General features: G+C 75.7%; 21 protein-coding genes and 1 pseudogene. 14 read left to right on the plus strand and 8 right to left on the minus strand.

Annotated elements, in window-relative coordinates; genetic code table 11:
* The first annotated feature begins 62 nt into the window (after window positions 1–62).
* The 9 genes from ACWDRR_RS40165 to ACWDRR_RS40205 all read left to right on the plus strand — a co-directional run bounded on the left by ACWDRR_RS40165 (window position 63) and on the right by ACWDRR_RS40205 (window position 7,841).
* Window positions 63–1,163 (plus strand): calcium:proton antiporter, encoded by a 1,101-nt coding sequence (locus tag ACWDRR_RS40165; protein ID WP_449777243.1) that lies wholly within the window; start codon window positions 63–65, stop codon window positions 1,161–1,163.
* A gap of 404 nt (window positions 1,164–1,567) precedes the next feature.
* Complete coding sequence (locus ACWDRR_RS40170) at window positions 1,568–2,548, plus strand: ABC transporter substrate-binding protein (RefSeq protein ID WP_449777244.1); 981 nt, start codon at window positions 1,568–1,570, stop codon at window positions 2,546–2,548.
* Window positions 2,549–2,694: 146 nt separating this feature from the next.
* Entirely contained in the window at window positions 2,695–4,014 is a 1,320-nt protein-coding gene (locus ACWDRR_RS40175; RefSeq protein ID WP_449777245.1) for a geranylgeranyl reductase family protein, read from the plus strand.
* Between the two features lie 299 nt (window positions 4,015–4,313).
* The gene (locus tag ACWDRR_RS40180; RefSeq protein WP_449777246.1) at window positions 4,314–4,973 is read left to right on the plus strand and encodes a TNT domain-containing protein; all 660 of its coding nucleotides are present in this window, start codon (window positions 4,314–4,316) and stop codon (window positions 4,971–4,973) included.
* Window positions 4,974–5,085: 112 nt separating this feature from the next.
* Window positions 5,086–5,691, plus strand: coding sequence for a GNAT family N-acetyltransferase (locus tag ACWDRR_RS40185; protein ID WP_449777247.1), 606 nt, complete (start codon window positions 5,086–5,088; stop codon window positions 5,689–5,691).
* Between the two features lie 237 nt (window positions 5,692–5,928).
* Window positions 5,929–6,381 (plus strand): HAD family hydrolase, encoded by a 453-nt coding sequence (locus ACWDRR_RS40190; protein WP_449777248.1) that lies wholly within the window; start codon window positions 5,929–5,931, stop codon window positions 6,379–6,381.
* A gap of 69 nt (window positions 6,382–6,450) precedes the next feature.
* On the plus strand, window positions 6,451–6,909 hold the full coding sequence (locus ACWDRR_RS40195; RefSeq protein ID WP_449777249.1) for a hypothetical protein: 459 nt from the start codon (window positions 6,451–6,453) through the stop codon (window positions 6,907–6,909).
* A gap of 5 nt (window positions 6,910–6,914) precedes the next feature.
* Window positions 6,915–7,256 carry a hypothetical protein gene (locus ACWDRR_RS40200; protein ID WP_449777250.1) on the plus strand — a complete coding sequence of 114 codons (342 nt, stop codon included), beginning with the start codon at window positions 6,915–6,917 and terminating at the stop codon, window positions 7,254–7,256.
* 6 nt (window positions 7,257–7,262) lie between these two features.
* Window positions 7,263–7,841 (plus strand): type 1 glutamine amidotransferase domain-containing protein, encoded by a 579-nt coding sequence (locus ACWDRR_RS40205; protein ID WP_449777251.1) that lies wholly within the window; start codon window positions 7,263–7,265, stop codon window positions 7,839–7,841.
* 74 nt (window positions 7,842–7,915) lie between these two features.
* Here ACWDRR_RS40205 and ACWDRR_RS40210 read toward each other — a convergent pair whose 3' ends face one another.
* The 7 genes and pseudogenes from ACWDRR_RS40210 to ACWDRR_RS40240 form a co-directional block, all read right to left on the minus strand.
* Complete coding sequence (locus ACWDRR_RS40210) at window positions 7,916–8,824, minus strand: ATP-dependent DNA ligase (RefSeq protein WP_449777269.1); 909 nt, start codon at window positions 8,822–8,824, stop codon at window positions 7,916–7,918.
* A gap of 96 nt (window positions 8,825–8,920) precedes the next feature.
* Window positions 8,921–9,802: pseudogene (gene ligD, locus ACWDRR_RS40215) on the minus strand (non-homologous end-joining DNA ligase); the annotation flags it as partial.
* Window positions 9,803–9,873: 71 nt separating this feature from the next.
* Window positions 9,874–10,575 (minus strand): TetR family transcriptional regulator, encoded by a 702-nt coding sequence (locus tag ACWDRR_RS40220; RefSeq protein WP_449777252.1) that lies wholly within the window; start codon window positions 10,573–10,575, stop codon window positions 9,874–9,876.
* Window positions 10,572–11,717, minus strand: a complete 1,146-nt coding sequence (locus ACWDRR_RS40225; protein WP_449777253.1) for a saccharopine dehydrogenase — start codon at window positions 11,715–11,717, stop codon at window positions 10,572–10,574. Before ACWDRR_RS40225 ends, ACWDRR_RS40220 begins: the two co-directional genes overlap by 4 nt.
* A gap of 35 nt (window positions 11,718–11,752) precedes the next feature.
* Entirely contained in the window at window positions 11,753–12,142 is a 390-nt protein-coding gene (locus tag ACWDRR_RS40230; RefSeq protein ID WP_449777254.1) for an MmcQ/YjbR family DNA-binding protein, read from the minus strand.
* A gap of 7 nt (window positions 12,143–12,149) precedes the next feature.
* The gene (locus ACWDRR_RS40235) at window positions 12,150–12,572 is read right to left on the minus strand and encodes a VOC family protein (RefSeq protein ID WP_449777255.1); all 423 of its coding nucleotides are present in this window, start codon (window positions 12,570–12,572) and stop codon (window positions 12,150–12,152) included.
* Window positions 12,573–12,608: 36 nt separating this feature from the next.
* Window positions 12,609–13,496 (minus strand): helix-turn-helix domain-containing protein, encoded by an 888-nt coding sequence (locus ACWDRR_RS40240; protein WP_449777256.1) that lies wholly within the window; start codon window positions 13,494–13,496, stop codon window positions 12,609–12,611.
* Between the two features lie 128 nt (window positions 13,497–13,624).
* Between ACWDRR_RS40240 and ACWDRR_RS40245 the strand changes: the two genes are divergently transcribed.
* On the plus strand, window positions 13,625–14,059 hold the full coding sequence (locus tag ACWDRR_RS40245; protein ID WP_449777257.1) for a CBS domain-containing protein: 435 nt from the start codon (window positions 13,625–13,627) through the stop codon (window positions 14,057–14,059).
* Window positions 14,060–14,153: 94 nt separating this feature from the next.
* Here the strand turns inward: ACWDRR_RS40245 and ACWDRR_RS40250 are convergent, their stop codons facing one another.
* Window positions 14,154–14,798 (minus strand): DinB family protein, encoded by a 645-nt coding sequence (locus tag ACWDRR_RS40250; protein WP_449777258.1) that lies wholly within the window; start codon window positions 14,796–14,798, stop codon window positions 14,154–14,156.
* 536 nt (window positions 14,799–15,334) lie between these two features.
* On the opposite strand from ACWDRR_RS40250, the gene ACWDRR_RS40255 reads away from it, so the two are divergent.
* The 4 genes from ACWDRR_RS40255 to ACWDRR_RS40270 all read left to right on the plus strand — a co-directional run bounded on the left by ACWDRR_RS40255 (window position 15,335) and on the right by ACWDRR_RS40270 (window position 17,879).
* On the plus strand, window positions 15,335–16,189 hold the full coding sequence (locus ACWDRR_RS40255) for an alpha/beta fold hydrolase (protein ID WP_449777259.1): 855 nt from the start codon (window positions 15,335–15,337) through the stop codon (window positions 16,187–16,189).
* Between the two features lie 159 nt (window positions 16,190–16,348).
* A complete protein-coding gene (locus ACWDRR_RS40260; protein ID WP_449777260.1) occupies window positions 16,349–16,792 on the plus strand; it encodes a ribonuclease domain-containing protein in 444 nt (147 codons plus the stop codon).
* Window positions 16,698–17,228, plus strand: coding sequence for a barstar family protein (locus ACWDRR_RS40265; protein WP_449777261.1), 531 nt, complete (start codon window positions 16,698–16,700; stop codon window positions 17,226–17,228). Before ACWDRR_RS40260 ends, ACWDRR_RS40265 begins: the two co-directional genes overlap by 95 nt.
* 426 nt (window positions 17,229–17,654) lie before the next feature.
* The gene (locus tag ACWDRR_RS40270; protein ID WP_449777262.1) at window positions 17,655–17,879 is read left to right on the plus strand and encodes a hypothetical protein; all 225 of its coding nucleotides are present in this window, start codon (window positions 17,655–17,657) and stop codon (window positions 17,877–17,879) included.
* The last annotated feature ends 286 nt before the right edge of the window (window positions 17,880–18,165 follow it).

The raw sequence follows: 18,165 nt of genomic DNA on the forward strand, positions 1-18,165 counted from the left end.
CGTGCCGCCCCACCGGCGGCGTCGCCCGGCTACCGGGGCCCCGGAATGCGATGCTCGGCCGCATGATCACGAAGCTCCGCGCGGCCACCACGCAGTGGACCGTCGTCGTCCCGGTGGTGTCGTTCGTCGTCCTTGTCCTCACCTGGCACCGCGACCTGCCCGGCTGGGTGGTGGGCCTGATGGCCTGCTTCCTGGCCGGTGCGGTGCTCGCCGCCGTGCACCACGCCGAGGTGGTGGCGCACCGGGTGGGGGAGCCGTTCGGCTCGCTGGTGCTGGCGGTCGCGGTCACCGTCATCGAGGTGGCGCTGATCGTGACCCTGATGGCGGACGGCGGGGACAAGGCCGCCACGCTGGCCCGGGACACCGTGTTCGCCGCCGTGATGATCACCTGCAACGGCATCCTCGGGATCTCCATCCTGGTGGCCGCGATCAAGTACCGGGTGGCGGTGTTCAACGCCGAGGGCACGGGTGCGGCGCTGGCCACCATCGGCACCCTCGCCACGCTCAGCCTGGTGCTGCCGACCTTCACCACCAGCTCGCCGGGCCCCGTGTTCGCGCCCGCCCAGCTCGCTTTCGCGGCCGCCGCCTCGCTGCTGCTGTACGGGCTGTTCGTGGCCACCCTGACCTTCCGCCACCGCGACTACTTCCTGCCCGTCACCCCCGAGGGCACGGTGCTCGACGAGGAGGACCACGCCGATCCGCCGAGCCTGCGGGCGACCAGGGTCAGCCTGGGGCTGCTCGCGGTCGCGCTGATCTCGGTGGTGGGGCTGGCCAAGGGCGTCTCGCCGACCATCGAGTCCGCCGTCTACTCGGCCGGGCTGCCGTCCTCGGTGGTGGGTGTGGTGATCGCGCTCCTGGTGCTGGCGCCGGAGACCATCGCGGCGCTGCGCTCGGCCGTGCGCAACCGGGTGCAGACCAGCCTCAACCTGGCGCTCGGCTCGGCGCTGGCGAGCATCGGCCTGACCATCCCGGCCGTCGCGGTGGCCTCCGCCTGGCTCCCGGGGCCGCTTGAGCTGGGCCTCGGGCCGACGCACCTGGTGCTGCTCGTGCTGACCGTCGCGGTCGGCACGCTGACCGTCATCCCGCGCCGTGCGACACCGCTGCAGGGCGCCGTGCACCTCTCGGTGCTGGCGGCGTACGTGGTGCTCGCGATCAATCCCTGAGCACCGTCCGAGCAGTCCCGGGTCGCTCCCGGGGCACTCCCCGGGCGATCCGGTGGGCCGCAGCGGGCGGGCCGGCGACCACGAGGTCGCGGGCCCGCCCGCTGCTTGTCCGTCCGCCGTCCGCCGGTCCCCGCCCGACCGGCCGCGCGGCCCTGAGCCGACCCTCGCCCCGGCCCTCGCCCCGACCCGCCGCGCCGGTCCGTCGGCCGGGGTGCGAGGATGGCCCCCGACCGCCCCCGACGGCGGGCCTCCGCCGACCGGCCACCCCCTCACCCCAGGGTGGCCCGATCGGGCACACGGCGACGAGGTCCGCGCTCCGTACCCCGGCAGCCATTTCCGGCGCGGCGTCTCCCTGTCTGCTCACCCTCACCTGCGAAGAAGACATCGCGATGCACTGCACCCGTATGCCCGTTCCCACCCCCACATCCACCCCCGCAGCCACATCCACCCCCGCAGCCACCTCCCCGGCCACCCGCACCCGGTCCCGGGCGCCGCTGCGCGCCGCCGCGCTCGGCGCGGGCGGGCTGCTGCTCTCCGGCTGCGGCAGCGCCGCCGTCCCGCCGCCCGGCAGCCAGCAGGACCTCCGGGCCCGCCTCCCCAAGGCGGTCCGGGACGCCGGCGTGCTCCGGATCGGCTCCTACCTCAACTACCCGCCGGTCGATTTCAAGGACCCGGCCGGCGAGCCCGCCGGGCTGGACCCCGAGCTCGCCAAGGCGATCGGCTCCTACCTCGGCCTCCGGGTCGAGTTCACCGACATGCCGTTCGAGAAGCTGATTCCGGCCGTCCAGGCCAAGCAGCTCGATCTGGCGATGTCGGCCGTGATCGACACCAAGCAGCGCCAGCTCGGCGCCGCCGACGACGGGCACCAGGCCGACGCGGGCGTGGACTTCGTCGACTACTTCGCCACCGGCACCTCGATGGTGGTCAAGGCCGGCAACCAGCTGAACCTGACCACCCTGGACAGCCTCTGCGGCCGTACCGTCGCCGTCCAGCGCGGCACCGTCCAGGACGAGCTGGCCGGCCGGCAGACGGCGGCCTGCCTGCGGATCGGCAAGCAGCTGCAGATCCACCGCTTCGACACCGACGAGCAGGCGCTCGCCGAGGTGGCCGCCGGTACCGCGGTCGCCGATCTGAACGACTACCCGGTGGCCCAGTACAACACCACCCAACCGGGCCGGGCCGGGGTGTTCCAGCTGGCCAACACGCACTTCCTGCAGTCCGGCCCGTACGGCATCACCGTCGCCAAGGACAACACCGCCCTGCGGGACGCCGTCGCCAAGGCGCTGGACCAGGTGATCCGCGGCGGCGAGTACGACAAGATCCTCGACAAGTGGAACGTCCGCTACGGCGCGGTCTCCAGCGCGGTGGTCAACGGCGGCCTCTGACGGAGCGGCGCGGGCCCCGCCCCGATGGCCGGTAACGGCCGGTGATCGGGGCGGGGCCCGCGTGTCGGGGCGCGGCACGGCGGCCGCTGTCCCTATCGTCTGAGACCGCTGAGTCCGCAGCCGATCAGACCCCGTGGGAGTGCGAGATGCCAGGCCCCGAGCAGCAGTTGTCCGCCGACGGTGCCCCCGGCCGCCCGGAGGAGGGCGCCGACGTGATCGTGGTCGGAGCCGGCCCGGCGGGCTCCACCGCCGCCTACCACCTCGCGCGGACCGGGCTCGACGTGCTGCTGCTGGAGAAGTCGGCCTTCCCCCGGGAGAAGGTCTGCGGCGACGGTCTGACACCGCGCGCCACCAAGCAGTTGGTCGACCTCGGCATCGACGTCTCCGAGGAGGCCGGCTGGCTGCACAACCGGGGGCTGCGCCTGATCTCCGGACGGCGCACGCTGGAGCTGGACTGGCCGCAGCTGTCGGCGTTCCCGTCGTTCGGACTGGTCCGGCGGCGGGCCGACTTCGACGAGCTGCTCGCCCGCCGGGCCGCCTCGGCGGGCGCCCGGCTGATCGAACGGGCCAACGTGGCGGGCCCGTTGGTCGACGAGCGGTCCGGCCGGATCATCGGTGTGACGGCCCGGCTGGGGGAGGACCGGCGGCCCGTCGACTACCGCGCGCCGCTGGTGGTCGCCGCCGACGGCAACTCCACCCGGCTCTCGCTCGCGATGAAGCGCTACCGCCGCACCGACCGCGCGATGGGCGTCGCCTACCGGACGTACTTCACCACTCCGCGCCACCAGGACCGCTATCTGGAGGCCTGGCTCGACCTGCGGGACCCCAAGGACCCGGCCCGGCGCCTGCTGCCCGGCTACGCCTGGGTGTTCGGGATGGGCGACGGCACCGCCAACGTGGGCCTCGGCGTCCTGGACACCGCCGCGGTGGCCGGCGAGCTCGACTGGCGGGACCTCCTGCGGCGCTGGTGCGAGGCCCTGCCGCCCGAGTACGGCTACACCCCCGACGGTGTCACCGAACCCGTCCGCGGCTCCGCCCTCCCGATGGGCCTCAATCGCCAACCCCACTACGCCGACGGCCTGTTGCTGGTCGGCGACGCGGGCGGGACGGTCAGCCCGGCGACCGGCGAGGGCATCGCGTACGCGATGGAGTCCGGGCGCTATGCCGCCGAGACGGTCGTCCAGGCGCTGGCCCGGCGCACCGACCGGGGGCGCGAACTCGCCCTGCGGGGCTACCCGCAGGCGCTGCGCTCCGCCTACGACGGCTACTTCGCGCTCGGCCGGCTCGTCGCCGACCTGCTGGCCCGCCCCAGGCTGCTCGGTACCGCCGGCGCGCTCGGTCTCGGCCACCCGGCCCTGCTGAAGGTGGCCTTCCGGCTGATGGTCAACCTCACCGAGCCGAACTCCCGCGACGCCCTCGACCGGCTGGTGCACGCCCTCGGCAAGCTGGCGCCCAGCAGCCGGTGAGGCCGTCCGGGCGGCGCGGGCCCGGGTGGTGCGGTTCCGGGTGGCGCGGCTTCGGGTGGCGCGGCTCCGGGTGGCGCGACTCCGGGTGGCGCGACTCCGGGTGGGGGCGTGACCCTCCATCCTGCACGCCCCCGCGACCGTCCGGGCGCCGGTTGGCCGAATCCGGGGAAACGGGCGGTGCTGTCGGCCGTTCCTGTTGACGGGGGGTCAGGTGATCCGCTTGCCTGGGTGGCGACCTGGACACGGAGGGTGACGAATCGCTCGCCGGTCCGCTCCGATGCCGATACGACGGAGACATCGTGCGCCTTCGCCTTCGCCTGCTTCTCGCGCCGCTCGCCGCGGTCGTGGCCCTGCTCGCCCCGGCCGTCCCGGCGACCGCCGCCGACGCGGTCGCCGCCACCCCGTCCGACGAGTGCTCGACGGCCGACCACCACGGCGACCCCCGCCTCGGCCCCGAGGACCTGCCGCGCACCGGCCCGGTCGGCCGCGAGCTGATCGGCTACAAGCGCACCGGCGGCCTCTCCGAGGACAAGTTCCTCGCCACCTACTACAGCCCCACCGCGAACAACGGCAGCCCGGGCTGGATCTACCCGCCGGCCAACGGGTACGTCACCCTGCCGGACGGCACCCCGGTCGAGTTCGAGATCACCCTGTACCCGAACCAGAACATCGACCGCTACGGCAGCGAGTACGGCTCCTTCCTCGCCCCCGAGGGCCTGCCCTACGCCAGCCGCTCGATCCCGCCGCAGAGCCTCGACAGCACCCCGGCGCCGAGCTGCAACTACCACGACTACAAGGTGCTGAAGCCGTTCAAGGTGCACGCCGGCCCGATCGCACCGTGGTTCGGCCAGCCCGGCCACGGCCTCCAGTACCAGCTCGACGCCGCGCTCGTCCCGAACGGGCCGGTCCGGTTGAACGTGCTCTGGCTCGTCGACAACGGGTACCTGGCCCGGATCTGACGCCCGTCGCCCGTGGCGGGCCGGGGGTCTCCGCCCCCGGCCCGCCGGTGGGGCGGCAGCCGGCGCGAATAATTCGCTGGCGAGCGCACCGGGAACGGGATAGGAAAGCCGGATGAGCACTCAGGAGACCACCCCCGACCAGCGCGGCTTCGCCCCCGTGACGCTCGACCTGGGCGACGCCCTGCTCCGCCCCTGGGGCCGGCGGACCGAGGTCCGGGGCGGTGCGGCCGCCGGTCTGCTCGCCGCCGCCGCCGATCCGGCGATCGCCCGGTGGAACCCGATCCGCGCCACCGACCGGGCCGGGGCCGAGGCCTACCTCGACCGCTGCGACGCCGGCTGGGCCGGCGGCACCACGGCCGCCTTCGCCGTGATCGACGCCGCCGACGGCACACTGCTGGGCAACTCGGCGCTGCGCTGGGTCGACCGGGCCGACGGGCTCGCGATGATCGGCTACTGGCTGCTCCCGGCCGCGCGCGGCCGAGGCCTCGCCACCCGGGCCACCCGGGCCGTGACCGACTGGGGCATCGCCACGGCCGGCACCCGGCGGATCGAGATCGCCCACGCGGTCGGCAACGACACCTCCTGCCGGGTGGCCGAGCGCTGCGGCTACCCCGCCGAGGGCACGCTGCGCGCCTCCCACCGCTACGGCGACGGCACCTACCACGACGAGCACCTGCACGCCCGCCTCGCCACCGACCCCGAGCCACCGGTCCGCTGACCGGGCCACCCCGCCCGGAGGCCGTCGACCCCGGGCCGCCCACCACAGGCCGTCGACCACGGGCCGCCGACTACGGGCTGTCGACCACGGGTGGCAGTCCGGGCCGGCCGGCTGCTCCCGGCTGCGGAAATCCCGTCCGCGCGGCCCCGGCCGGCCCGTGCCCGGGCGCGCCGCGGGGGTGGAGGCCTAGTCTGGAAGGGCGCGTCCGTGCGCGGTGCGGAACGGGGACGGTGGGCCATGACGGTCATCTCGGCAGCACTCTTCGGTACCGACTGGCGCCCCGCGTCACCCGGCTCCGAAGAGTTGCTCCACGAGTGCGCGGCGCGAGGCTGGACGGTGCTGCTGATCGGCCCGGAGCCGGTCGCGGCACCGGCCCTGACCGTGGTCGCCCCGGGCGAGGACCCCGTCCGTGCGGCCCTCGGCCTGATCGACGGGACGCCGGAACACGCGGTGTTCGTCGCCGCGAGCATGCGCGATGTGCTGGTGGCGCGTCGCGCGCGGGTGCCGTGCGTCGCGGTGGAGGGCGACGGCGGGACCGGGACCGAACTGCGGGCGGCGGGCGCGGCCGAGGTGCACCGCGATGCCGCCGCCCTGTTGCGCGTGTTGGACGACAGCCTGCTGGCCCGACCCCGGGCCTTCGGCGACTGCCGCCCGACGGCTCCGGCCGCACCGGCCGGCCGGAGCGGTTGACGCACACCCGATCCGGGCAACCGCCCGGAGACGAGGACGGCGTCACCGGTAGCGTCGGAGGTGACCGAGATGGACGGACCCGCGTTGAGCGGACGGGAGCGGCGGCTCCTGGAGGAAATCGAGAGCGATCTGCGCCAGGACTCCCGGCTGGACCGGCGGTTGAGCACGATGGGGGTCAAACAGCCGGGTCGGGTCCGGGTCGGGCTGCGCCGGGCGGGGCGCCGGCTGCCGCCCGGCGTGGTGATGACGGCGCTGGTGATGTCCGCGATCTGTCTGAGTATCGGCGTGCGCACCCCGACCGTGCCCGTGCTGACCGCCGTCATCCTGGTCTGGACGGTCAGCGTGGCCGTGGCGGCCGTGGTGGCGGTGCTGCTGCGGCGGCGCCGCGCGGGCGGGGCGCACCCGGCGGACCTCCTGGACGGTGACCGCCCCGACGGGCGCGACCGTTCCGACGGCCGTGACCGCCCGGACGGGCGCGACCGGCCCGAGGGCCGCGAGCGCCGGCCCTGGGACCAGCCGGAGGCGTGAGGGCGATGACCACCGCACCGTGGGAGTACCGCCCCGGTTCCCACCCCGCCGCCGACATGAACCTGGTCGGCTACGAGGTGGAGGGCACGGACGGACCGCTCGGCCGGGTCGAACGGGACACCGGCGACCAGCTGCTGGTCGATGCCGGGGCGTGGGTGCCGGGCGTCCGGGTGCCGGTCCCGGTGGGCCTGGTGGCCCGGATCGACCACCTGGAACTGGTGGTCCACCTGGACTGCCCGCGCGCCCGCCTGCGCGCCGTCCCACCGCCCGCCGTCGTCGTCGAGGCCGGCGGTGACGCCGCCGGCCGGCGCGGCCGTTCGGCGCCCGGCGGCCGCCGGGCGGAGTGAACGGCCGTGGTCCTGGTCACCCTCACCGGCCGGACCGTCGCCTTCCTGGTCGCCCCGGAGGGCGTCGAGCAGGTGGAGCTGACCTCCCCCTGGCAGGCCGTGGCCGAGGCGGGCGGCACGCCCCGGCTGCTGTCGACGCGGCCCGGGCGGGTGCGGGCCGTCCGGCACCTGGCGCCCGCCGACACCTTCGCGGTCGACGAGGTCGTCGGCGAGGTGGACCCGGAGCGGTACGACGCACTGGTGCTGCCCGGCGGCGTCGCCAATCCGGACCTCCTGCGCACGGACCGGACGGCCGTCGCCTTCGTCCGCGCCCTGTGCGCCTCCGGCCGGCCGGTGGCGGTGATCTGCCACGGTCCGTGGACGCTGGTGGAGGCGGAGGTGGTGCGCGGGCGCACCCTCACCTCGTGGCCGAGCGTCCGCACCGACCTGGTCAACGCGGGCGCGCACTGGGTCGACGAGGAGGTCCACGTCTGCCGGGACGGTCCCGGCGTGCTGATCTCCAGCCGGCGACCGGACGACCTCCCGGTCTTCAACGACACCCTGGTGACGGAGTTCGCCCACGCGGCCGCGGCCCGGCACCGCTGACGGCCGCGGCCCGGCGCCGCTGACGCCGTCCGGTCGGCGGATCGACCTCCCGGGCGGCGTCGCCACCGCCCGGTTCAGTCGCCGCGCAGCCGGACGAAGGCCGCCGCCGGCGGCCGGCCGGTGACGGTCACCTCGGCCCGCAGCGGTGCGGTCAGCGGCCGCAGACTCCCGTGGTCCGGGTCGCGCACCGGCGGGCCCAGCAGCCCGTCCACCGCCTCCGCCACCCGTCGGGCCTGCACCGCCGTGAGCTGCGGAGCGGAGAGCAGCACCGCGCCGTCGTCCAGCTCCAGCACCAGCGCCCGCGGCCGGGCCGCCGTGCCGACGACCGCGCGGACGGTCGCGTCGAGGGTCTCGCTGCGCCGGTACTTGACCCAGAGCCGGCCGGCGCCGCGCGCCCGGTAGGCGGACCCGGCCGCCTTGCAGACCAGTCCCTCGACGCCGGTGGCGGCCAGCTGCTCCATCCAGGCCAGCGCCTCCGCCCGGTCGGTGGTGGCCAGGACCGGCTGGACCGGTGGCGGGACGTCGGCGAGCGCGGCCAGCAGCAGCCGCCGCCGCTCGGTGAGCGGCAGGCGCCGGACGTCCCGCCCGGGCAGCGCCAGCAGGTCGAAGGCGACCAGCCCGAGGGTCACGCCGTCCGAGGCCCGGTCCTGCCGGGTGCGCAGCAGCTCCTCGAAGGCGAACCGGCCGTCCCGCCAGGCGACCAGCTCCGCGTCCAGCACCAGCCCGGCGGGCAGCCGGGCGACGGCGGCGGCGATCGGGGGGAACTCGGCGGCGAGGTCCCGCCCGGACCGGGACTGCAGGTACGGCGGGCGCTCCCCGCGCGCGAAGGCCACGCAGCGGAAGCCGTCCAGCTTCAGCTCGTACTGCACGCCCGAACCGCCCAGCCCGTCCGAGGGCGGGACGGCCGGGACGGCGGCCGGGCGCATCACCTCGACGGGCGGCTCCAGCACCACCGGCGTGCCCGGGGCGCTCTCCGTTCTCATGCGCGTGCCGCTGCGCGTGCCGGTGCCGGTGCCGGTGCCGGTGGCGCTGCGCGCAGGGTCCGGGCGGGTGGCCGGCGCCCGGTCCGCCGACGGCGGCGAGGGGAGCGGCCGGGCCCGCGCCCCGTCCAGCAGTGGCGCCAGCAGGTCCCCGAACTCGGCGAGCCGCCCGGGGAGTTCGGCGATGTCGAAGACCAGGTCCGGCTCCGCGCGGGCGCCTTCCAGCTCCGCCCAGGAGACCGGCGTGGACACGGTGGGCCGGGGCCGGGCCCGGAGGGTGTAGGGCGCCGCCGTGGTCTTCTTGGCGGAGTTCTGCGACCAGTCGACCAGCACCCGCCCGGTGCGGCGCGCCTTGGCCATGGTGTGCACGACGAGCTCCGGGTGGGCCGCCTCCAGCGCGGCCGCGAGGGCCTTGGCGTAGGCGGAGACCTTCGCGCTCGGCGTGGGCTCCAGCGGCACCAGCAGGTGCAGCCCCTTGGAGCCCGAGGTCTTCACCCAGCAGTCGAGGCCGTCCGCCGCCAGCCGCTCGCGCAGCAGCCCCGCCACCGTCCGGCAGGTCAGCACGGTCGCGCCCTCGCCCGGGTCGAGGTCCAGCACCAGCCGGTCCGCCAGCCCGGGCGAGGCGGCGTGCCACTGCGGCACGTGCAGCTCCAGGCAGCCCAGGTTGGCCGCCCAGAGCAGCGCCGCGCCGTCCTCCAGCACCACCTGCCGGAGGTCCCCGCTCGTGCTCGGCACCTCCACCGTGCGGACCCAGCGGGGCGTCCCGGCGGGCGGGTTCTTGGCGATGAACACCTCGCCCTCGACGCCCTCCGGGCAGCGCAGGAAGGAGACCGGACGGTCGCGCAGATGGGGCAGCAGCACGGTGTGCACGGCCGCGTAGTAGCGCAGCACGTCCCCCTTGAGCGTGCCGGTGCGCGGGTAGTACACCTTGTCCAGGTGCGAGAGGGCGATCGTGCGCCCGTCCACCACCATCTGCGGCATGGCCGCCTCCGAGCTGCCGGGCCCGCGCGCCTGTTCGCCGGGCCCGCGCAGCCAGTCTGCCCGGCGGCCCGCTACGGCGCGAGCAGGGCCCGGGCCGTCCGGAGCAACTCCTCGTCGGCGGCCGGTTCGCGGACGCCCGCGAGGCCGGAGCGGAACAGCGAGGCGCCCTCGATCAGCATCAGGAACACCTGGGCGCGGCCCTGGACGACGGCTTCCGGCAGATCGGGCCGGCGGTCGGCGAGGAAGGCCGCGACCTGCGCGCGGTACTCGGTGTAGAAGGCCCGGACGGAGGCCGCCACGGCCTCGTCCCGGGCCGCGAGGGCCCACAGCTCGGCGAACAGCCGGACCAGGCGGGCGTCCTCCTGCTCGGCGAGCAGTGCCCTGACCAGCTCCTCGGCCGTCGCGCCCGCCGGGTCGGCCGCGCCACCGGCGTCACCGGCGCCGTCCTCGCCCGGCGCGCCACCCGCAGGGCCACCCGCCGGGCCCGTCGGCGCGAGCAGCGGCGCCAGCCGCTCCGCGGACCGGCCGAGCACCCGCTCCAGGACGGCGGCCACCAGCGCGGCATGCGTGGGGAAGTAGTACTGCAGATGCCCCAGACGGACGCCGGCCGCCGCCGCGACCGCCCGCATCGACAGCTCGGTGCCGCCGGCGGTGACCAGCAGCTCCTCGGCCGCGTCCAGCAGCTGCGCCCGCCGCTGCTCGCCCTTGCCGCCCCGGCCGGCTGCGCCGCCGCCCGCGCGGCCCGGGCCGGTCGTGTCGCCCTTGCCGCTCATGCCGCGGCCCCCGCCCGCCGCTCGCTCCGGACGTCGACCGTGACGCCCAGGGCCGCGAGGTCGGCCAGGACCTGTCCGGGCCGGGGCGTCTGCTCCGGGAACGCCACCCCGGGCGGGGGCGCCGCACCGTCCGCACCGAGCACCCGGCGCAGCCCCAGCAGGGCGCCGACCGCCGTCAGGTGCGCCTGCCCGGCCCGGTCCTCGACCACCGCGCTCAGCGCGCGGCCGCCGTGCGCGACGTCGATCCGCAGCCGGGCCACGCCGCCCTCGCCCGGCGAGTACAGCAGCGCGCGGCGGGCCGGCTCCCAGGACTCGCCCCGGCCCCAGCGGAAGAAGCCGGTGCGCTTGGCGGCCAGCAGCGCCGCCGTGGCGGGCCGGGAGCTGAAGCCGATCCGGGTGGTGGCGGTGGTCGTGCCGAGGGTGAGCGGGAGGGTGAACTGCTCCGGCGTGTCGATCCCGGCGACCCGGGTGGCGCGGTCCCCGATCAGGACGGTGCGCGCGCCGCTCAGCGGGGACACCGACCGGCGGCGGCCGTCCCGGACCACCTCGTAGTCCAGGCCGAGCCGGTCCATGAACTCCACCGAGTCGGCGCCCGCGCGGTCCCCGAGGTCCCACCGGATCGCGGTCTCGACGTGCTCCGCCCCGCCGAGCCGCTCCGCCAGGGCGGCCGCGACCAGGCTGGTCACCCCGCCCATCCAGGCGGAGGAGAGCAGAACGGGGGCGGCCGGGCGCAGCAGGGCGGCGACGGTGGCGGCCCGCTGGAGCCGCGCCGTCCAGCGGGTCACGTCCACGAACGGCACACCCGCCCGGGCGGCGGCCCGCAGCACCCGGTCGTCCGGGTCGTTGACCACGCCCACCACGGCCCGGACGGCGGCGCCGAACGGCGCGGGATCGGCGAGGTCCCAGCGGCGGACGGCGACCGGGTGGGCGCCGTCCGGCCGCCGGAGCTCCTGGGCGAGCGCGGCCCCGCGCTGCTCCGAGCGGCCGGTCAGCAGCAGCGGCCAGTCGAGGGAGGCGGCCCGCGCCAGCTCGGCACCGACGGTGCCGTAGCCGCCGACCAGCAGGACGGGCCCGTCGGGGTCGTGGGACAGCTGGTCGGCGACATCCGGGGAGAGGTTCACGGGATCCGGGGAGAGGTTCATGGGGAAAGAATAGGTCACTCGACCTAAAATCCCTGTCAGCCCGTCACCAGCGCGTACGCGTCCCCGACCAGGTCCTCGATCCGGGCCCAGTCGACCGGCGCCGCATCGAGGCGGACCCCGACCCAGCCGCGGTGGCCGACGTACGGGGGCCGGAAGTACCGCTCCCGGTCCTCGGCGATCAGGAACTCCTGCACGCCGGCCGCCGCCGGGCACCAGAACGCGAGGCGGTCGTCGTGGTGGTGGTCGGCGAGCATCACGAACACCCGGGACCGCCGACCCGCCCCCGCGAACCAGGTCGGCTCCCCGTGACTGACCCGCTCGGACACCTCCGGCAGCGCCAGGCAGAGTGCCCGCAGCCGCTCGACCGGAGCCGCCGCCCCGGCCGGCGGACGTCCCGGCCCCGCCGGCCCCGCGGAACCGGTCACCACCGCCTCAGCCGGCCGACGGGCGCGGCGAGCCCGGGTAGGTGCCGAAGTACCAGTGATTGCCCTCCGGGTCGGCGGCCGCGAAGTCCCGCGAGCCGTACTCGGTCTCGAACGGCTCCTTGGTGATCCGGGCCCCGGCGGCGACCGCGCGCGCGTGCACCGCGTCCGGCTCCGCCGTGACCACGTACGCGGTGAAGGTGCCGGGACGCCCGGGCCAGGGCTCGGCGCCCTCGGCGTCCGGCCGGTCGGAGCCCAGCATCACGCCGCCGCCCTCCGGCCAGGCCAGCTCGGCGTGGGCGACGAACTCGCCCTCGCCGTACGCGACGACCTCCTCGAAGCCGAAGGCGTCCGCCAGGAAGCGGATCAGGGCCCGGGCGTCACGGGCCCGCAGACTGGGCCAGACCTGCGGAGCGGGAGTCTTGGTGTTCATGGGAGATCTGCCTCCTCGGGGCGGTCCGGATCGTTCTCAGGACTCCCACTCTGGCGTCGCCGCCCCCGCCGCGCCTTGGACGTTTCGGAACTTCGCCGCGTCCGGGCCCTCCTCGGCCAGCCACACGCTCGGCGCGCACCCGGCCAGCGCACGGAACTCGCGGGCCAGGTGGGCCTGGTCGAAGTAGCCGCAGCGCACCGCCAGCTCCGCGAACCGGGGCGCCGGCCCGGGAGCGGCCAGCAGCCGCCGGGCCCGGTCGAACCGGATCACCCGGGCGGCGGCCTTCGGAGTGAGCCCGGTCTCCCGGCGGAACCGGTCCTGCAGGTGCCGGCTGCTCCATCCGGTGTCCTGCGCCAGCGCCGCCACCGAGAGCGAGCCGCCGCTGCGCCGCAGCTCCCGCCAGGCGCGGACGACCTCCGGCGGCACCCGCCCCGAGGGGCGGGCGGCCCGCAGCAGCGCGCCGTCCAGCGCGGCGAACCGCTCCGGCCAGCCGGCCGCCTGCTGGAGCTCCTCCTGCAGCCGCCCGCTCGCCCGCCCCAGCACGGCCTCCGCCGGCACGTCCGCACCCGCCAACTCCCCGGCCGGCAGGCCGAGCAGCGCCCGGGCGGCCAGCGGATGGACGGCGATCTGGACACCCGACTGCCGCCCGTCGTGGGTGATCAGCGCGGGGGAGGTGTGCAGCCCGCCGAGCAGGGTGGCGTAGTCCCCGCCGGGCTGGGCCGGATCCGGGTGCCCGGCGACGGTCAGTGGCTCGTCCAGGGTGAGGATGAAGGTCAGGTACGGGGAGGGCAGGCCCCGGTGCACGGCGGGCGCCAGGCCGCGCTGGCGGTAGCCGGAGTACCAGGCCACGTACGGCCGCAACGCCGTCGCGGGCCGGGCCCGCACGGCCTCGTCGACCAGGTCGGGGAGGTCCAGCTGCGTCACGCTCCCAGTATCGGCCCCGGCCGGGCCCCGGGTGCCGCCGTGCGGGCTCGCGGGCGGTCGAGGTGTTGCTTATGGTGAGCGCACCGGAACACCCGGTGCTCGGGGGGAAGACCTGCGAAGGAGTCCCAGTGACCACTGCCCGAGAGATCATGCACACCGGTGCCCAGTGCATCCGCGCCGACCAGACGCTCGCCGAAGCCGCCATGATGATGCGCGACATGAACGTCGGTGCTCTCCCGATCTGCGGCGACGACCAGAAGTTGAAGGGCATCATCACCGACCGCGACATCGTCGTGCGATGTATCGCCGAGGGCAAGGACCCGGCGGACATGACCGCCATGGAGCTGGCCGGGCACCTGCACTGCGTCCGTGCCGACGACGCGATGGAGGCGGTGCTGAAGAAGATGGAGCAGCACCAGATCCGCCGCATTCCGGTGATCGACGGCGACCGGCTGGTCGGCATGATCAGCGAGGCCGACCTCGCCATGGGCCACCGCGACGGCCACCGCCTGACGGACCAGCAGATCATCGAATTCATGGACAGCGTCTACATGATGCGGTGATCGCGACCGGCGGTCCCGGCCGGTGCCCCCGCGCAGCACAGCGCGGGGGCACCGGCCGCGTCCCGGTCCGCGCGGGCGTCGGGGCGACCGGCCGTCAGGCGAGCCGGGCCGCCCGGGCGTCGGGGTGCCGCGCCCGGTGGAGGTCCCGCAGGAGCGCGATCTCGGCGCCGTGGTGCAGCACTTCCTGGTTGACCCACCAGACGATCTCGACGAACGGGTTCTCCGGGTCGCTGCCGTACGGGTAGCTGCTGTGGCCGACGGTGTCGAGCGCCGCGTCGTCGGCGTCGAGCAGGGCCGACCGCCAGGCCTCGGCCGCCGCCCGGAAGCCCGCGATCGCGGAGGCGGCGTCGCCGCTGACCGGGTACTGCTCCCGGCTCAACGACCGGGTGCCGTTGGTATGGTCGGCCCGCAGGGTCAGCATCTCGCCGAGGTGGCTGAGGCGCCAGGCGATGGTGGTGAACGGCGCCGGCTCCGGGTGCGGCGCGGCGGCGGTGTCCCGCCCCCACGCGCCGGCGCCGACCAGTGCCGTCGCCCGTGCCCCGGGGCCGTCCGCGTGCCGCCGCACCGACCAGCAGCCGGGCACCGGCTCCCAGAGGTACTCGTCGTCCGTCATCGGGCCGACCGCGACGTCCGTCCCGTTGCCGCTGTCCACGACCGGGCCCGCCAGGCGGTCGGCCAGGCGCTTGCACGCGAAGTCGTACTGCTCCAGCAGGGGAGCCAGGCGTGCCGGCATCGTCATCGGGAACTCCGGTGGTGAACGGTCGTCAGGTCTCGGGCGTGGTCCGCACGCGCCGTCGCACCCTGCCACATCCACCGCCCCGCGCGCGACGCGTTTTGTGCCGTCGGGTCGCCCCGCCCCGGCGTCTGTCCCGGTGTCCCGTCCCGCTGTCCCGTCCCGCTGGCCGATCCCGCTGGCCCGTCCCGCTGTCCGGCGGCGGTCGCCCCGGCGTCGCGCGGCCGACGGCGGGACCCGGTGGATGTCCTGCGCCAGGGCCTTGATCATTGCCATCCCGCCTTGATGATCATTAGGCTTGTGCCGTCGAAGTTCGACGGCACGGTGTGCCGGTGTGCCGGGGGCGGCGCGGGGGCGGGCTCGGGGGTGTGTACGCGGGGTCGGCTCCTGCGGTGTCCGTCCCCCGGTTCCTCGACGGCGGCGTCCGGTGCGGCATCCGCTCCGGTCCTCCCACGATGTCCGGTCGGAGTACTTGACTCCGGGCCCGGGCCGCCGACGCACGTGCCGTCGATGCCACAGGGCGTCAGAAAGTGAGCGAACAGATGCAACCGACCTTCGTACTGGTGCACGGAGCCTTCTCCAACTCCTTCGCCTTCGCCCCGCTCCAGGCCGAACTCGGCCTCCTGGGACACCGTTCGGTCGCCGTCGACCTGCCCGGCCACGGTTTCGGGGCGACCTATACGCGCGCCTACCAGACGCCGCAGGACCTCGAAGCGCTCGCCGCGGCGCCCGGGTCGATCAAGGGCGTCACGCTCGCCGACAACGCCGCGCACCTGATCGGGATCCTCGAACGGGCCAAGGAGAACGGGCCGGTGATCCTGGTCTCCCACAGTCGCGGCGGCATGACGGCCACGGCCGCGGCCAACGCGCGACCGGACCTGATCGACCGCATCGTCTACGTCTCGGCCTGGTGCCCGGTCGACCTCGACGTCAGCGACTACTACGCCGAGCCGGAGATGGCCACGGTCGACGCCGCCTCGCTGGCCCTGGCGCTGGCCGGGAACCCGGCCGAACTCGGGCTGCTCCGCGTCAACTTCCGCACCGCGAACCCGGACGCCCTCGCGGCCTTCAAGGCGGCCTTCCTCGCCGACGGCACGGACGAGGAGTTCCTGACCTTCCTGAACACCTTCCAGCCGGACGAGAACCTGGACGTCGGCACCTCGGCCGACCGGGCCCGGGCCGGGACCTGGGGCGTCATCCCGAGGAGCTACGTCCGCCTGGCCGACGACACGAGCCTGCCGCTCGCCCTCCAGGACCGGCTGATCCGCGAGGGCGACGCGCTGACGCCGGACAATCCGTACGACGTCCGCACCCTTCCGGGCAGCCACCTGAAGTGGCTGGTCGACCCTGCCCCGGCGGCCCGGATCCTGAGCGAGATCGCCGCGCTGGCGGGCTAGCCGGCCGGCGGCGGAGCGTCCTCCGGGTCACGCCGGCCGGCTTCGGGAGTCACTCGGACGAGTGGGGGCGGGGGTGGCTGCGGCGTGGTCGTCGGGGTCTTGCGCGTGTGCGCGGTACGCCTTTGCTGCACACGCTCCCACACGGAATCGGGTACCCCCATGACTCTCCGCCGTCTGGCGCGGGCCGTTCTGGTCCTCGCCCTGGCCTGCCCGCTCGTTCCCGCCGCCCCCGCGCTGGCCGCCGCTCCGGCTGCCGCTCCGGTCGTCCGGGCGCTCCTCCAGCCCCCGTTCCCCGTCCAGGACTTCCCGGAGCAGGTCGAACGGGCCTGCCGGATCTGGGAGAGTCTTGAGTGGCCCACGAGCCCCCGCCCGGTCGACTTCCGGATTCCCGGCCCGGAGTTCATCCGCGGCAGCAACCCGTACGGCAACCGCAGCGGGGACCTCCCGGCGGGCGGCGCGTACCACGAGTACGACGTCAACCCCCGCCCGAAGCCCACCACCCACCGCGATGCCGAGCGCCTGGTCCGCGACGAGCGCACCGCGCAGACCTGGTACAGCGCCGACCACTACGCCAACTTCCGCGAGATCTCCGAAGGCTGCTGATGCGCCCGTAGCGCCCGGGCCCCCGCTCGGTCCGGCCCGGTGGGACCTCCTGCCGGGCCGGACCCGGGCGGGCTTCGCCGCCGGCGCGGACCGGCTCCGCCTCGTCCGGGGCGCGAACTGCCGCACCGGGGCGGCCCTGTTCGCCGCGTGGGCACGGGCGCTCTCGTTCCCCGGCCACTTCGGCCACAACCGGGACGCCTTCGAGGAGTGCCTCAACGACGCGCTCCGCCCGCCCGGCAGCGAGTCGGTCGCCACCCTCGTCCTCGTCGCGGACGCCGACGCCCTCCTCGCGGACGAGCCGCCCGCCCGACTCGCGCTGCTCCTCGACATCCTGGACGCGGCCGCGGACCGTGCCCTCCGCGTTCTCTTCGTCGCGGACCGGCCCGGGGCCGGGGCCGCCGAGGCCCGTCTGCGTGAGGCCGGCCGAACCGACTGAGCAGCTCGGCCCCGCCCGGCCCGGTCGGTCACGACCGGCCGCCGCCGGTGCAGCGGGACCTGGTGGCCGTCCGGGCTCCCGGGCCTCGATGCGGAAGCCGAACGGGTGCTCCTCGGGCTCGTACCGGTCGAACTCCACCCCGTGCTCGCGCCAGGTCCCGACATCCTTCATCAGGTCGTCCGAGCCCAGGACGACCGGACCGGTTCGGACGCCTCCGCCGCCCGCGGCGGCTGGCCGGCGGCCCTGTGGTGACGGCCGGGGCCATGAATCCTCCGCGCGGGAAGTCGACCCGTCCGACTTCCCACTCCGCGCCGGGCGCCGCGCCGTTCCGTCCCCGACGCCGCGTCACCGGCCGGTTGCTTCGAGCCGCACCGGCGGGATCGCGCAGGGCGGCCGCCCCGCTCCGGCCGAAAGGAATGCGGACGCATGAAGCAGCGACGCACGGCAACCGTTCTCGGGGCCTGGCCGGTGGCCGCCGCCCTCGCCGTCGCGGTCCCGGGCACCGCGTACGCGGCCCACGGGATGCTGATCATCGACGGTGCCGCGCACCAGGATCCGAGCGGATGCCTCCCGCTCGGCGACTTCGTCCAGCCGTGGTCACCCACTGCGCGGACTCGGTGGTCCAGGTCCGCGCCCGGGACGAGCCGTTAGGGGCCCGGTCGAGAAGGACGTCGTCCCCGGCGAGTCCTACGCGGCGCTGGGCGGCCGCAGCGTCCTCGTCCCCTGACGCGCCCAGCCTCGCGCAGGAAGTCGGCCCCCGACTTTCTGCGCCCCGGGTGTCGTACCGCGGGCCGCCGCACGAAGGCTCGGGGCAGGCCTTCGTGCGGGTTCGCCCACCGATCGGTCCGGGAATGCCGCGACGCCGCTGTACCGGACCGGATGGGTGATCGGGTCGGGTGCAGCGGCGTTGTCGTGGTGCGGCCCTGGGTGGGGCGGG

It is taken from the genome of Kitasatospora sp. NPDC003701 (genome assembly GCF_053587085.1).

Bases quoted from the DNA above. Each gene is read 5' to 3' on its own strand.
- ACWDRR_RS40165 (WP_449777243.1), top strand. From the start codon at position 63: ATGATCACGAAGCTCCGCGCGGCCACCACGCAGTGGACCGTCGTCGTC.
- ACWDRR_RS40170 (WP_449777244.1), top strand. From the start codon at position 1,568: ATGCCCGTTCCCACCCCCACATCCACCCCCGCAGCCACATCCACCCCC.
- ACWDRR_RS40175 (WP_449777245.1), top strand. From the start codon at position 2,695: ATGCCAGGCCCCGAGCAGCAGTTGTCCGCCGACGGTGCCCCCGGCCGC.
- ACWDRR_RS40185 (WP_449777247.1), top strand. From the start codon at position 5,086: ATGAGCACTCAGGAGACCACCCCCGACCAGCGCGGCTTCGCCCCCGTG.
- ACWDRR_RS40190 (WP_449777248.1), top strand. From the start codon at position 5,929: ATGACGGTCATCTCGGCAGCACTCTTCGGTACCGACTGGCGCCCCGCG.
- ACWDRR_RS40195 (WP_449777249.1), top strand. From the start codon at position 6,451: ATGGACGGACCCGCGTTGAGCGGACGGGAGCGGCGGCTCCTGGAGGAA.
- ACWDRR_RS40200 (WP_449777250.1), top strand. From the start codon at position 6,915: ATGACCACCGCACCGTGGGAGTACCGCCCCGGTTCCCACCCCGCCGCC.
- ACWDRR_RS40210 (WP_449777269.1), bottom strand. From the start codon at position 8,824: ATGAGAACGGAGAGCGCCCCGGGCACGCCGGTGGTGCTGGAGCCGCCC.
- ACWDRR_RS40220 (WP_449777252.1), bottom strand. From the start codon at position 10,575: ATGAGCGGCAAGGGCGACACGACCGGCCCGGGCCGCGCGGGCGGCGGC.
- ACWDRR_RS40225 (WP_449777253.1), bottom strand. From the start codon at position 11,717: ATGAACCTCTCCCCGGATCCCGTGAACCTCTCCCCGGATGTCGCCGAC.
- ACWDRR_RS40235 (WP_449777255.1), bottom strand. From the start codon at position 12,572: ATGAACACCAAGACTCCCGCTCCGCAGGTCTGGCCCAGTCTGCGGGCC.
- ACWDRR_RS40250 (WP_449777258.1), bottom strand. From the start codon at position 14,798: ATGACGATGCCGGCACGCCTGGCTCCCCTGCTGGAGCAGTACGACTTC.
- ACWDRR_RS40255 (WP_449777259.1), top strand. From the start codon at position 15,335: ATGCAACCGACCTTCGTACTGGTGCACGGAGCCTTCTCCAACTCCTTC.
- ACWDRR_RS40260 (WP_449777260.1), top strand. From the start codon at position 16,349: ATGACTCTCCGCCGTCTGGCGCGGGCCGTTCTGGTCCTCGCCCTGGCC.
- ACWDRR_RS40265 (WP_449777261.1), top strand. From the start codon at position 16,698: ATGCCGAGCGCCTGGTCCGCGACGAGCGCACCGCGCAGACCTGGTACA.
- ACWDRR_RS40270 (WP_449777262.1), top strand. From the start codon at position 17,655: ATGAAGCAGCGACGCACGGCAACCGTTCTCGGGGCCTGGCCGGTGGCC.